Raw genomic sequence first — 469 nt, forward strand, 5'->3', positions numbered from 1 at the left:
AAGTGCGTGACCCGGCAGGGCATCGCGCTCACGGTCCGTGCCGTGATCGCGTTCAAGGTCGGCAACGACACCGAGAGCATCGTCAACGCCGGGCAGCGGTTCCTGTCCGACCAGGACCAGATGGCGGTGCTCACCGGCCGGATCTTCGCCGGTCATCTGCGGTCCATCATCGGCTCGATGACGGTGGAGGAGATCGTCACCGAGCGGCAGAAGCTGGCCACCGAGGTCCTGGAGACCTCCAAGACCGAGATGGCCAAGATCGGCCTGATCGTCGACTCGCTCCAGATCCAGTCGATCGACGACGGCAACACCGGCTACATCGAGGCGATGTCCGCGCCGCACAAGGCCGCCATCCAACAGCAGGCCCAGGTCGCCCAGGCCCAGGCCACCCAGGCGTCCGTCGAGGCCCAGCAGGAAGCGGCGCGCAACCAGGCCGAGTACCAGCGGCAGACCGCCGTCGTGCAGGCCG

1 protein-coding gene is annotated in these 469 nt (G+C 67.6%); it reads left to right on the forward strand.

Annotated elements, in window-relative coordinates; translation table 11 throughout:
- Positions 1 to 469 (forward strand): flotillin family protein (locus ACO1BR_RS44220; protein ID WP_426800764.1); only part of this gene is annotated, 469 nt, incomplete at both ends.

Origin of the sequence: Streptomyces sp. YGL11-2 (genome assembly GCF_050054615.1) — a bacterium.
Lineage (GTDB): Bacteria > Actinomycetota > Actinomycetes > Streptomycetales > Streptomycetaceae > Streptomyces.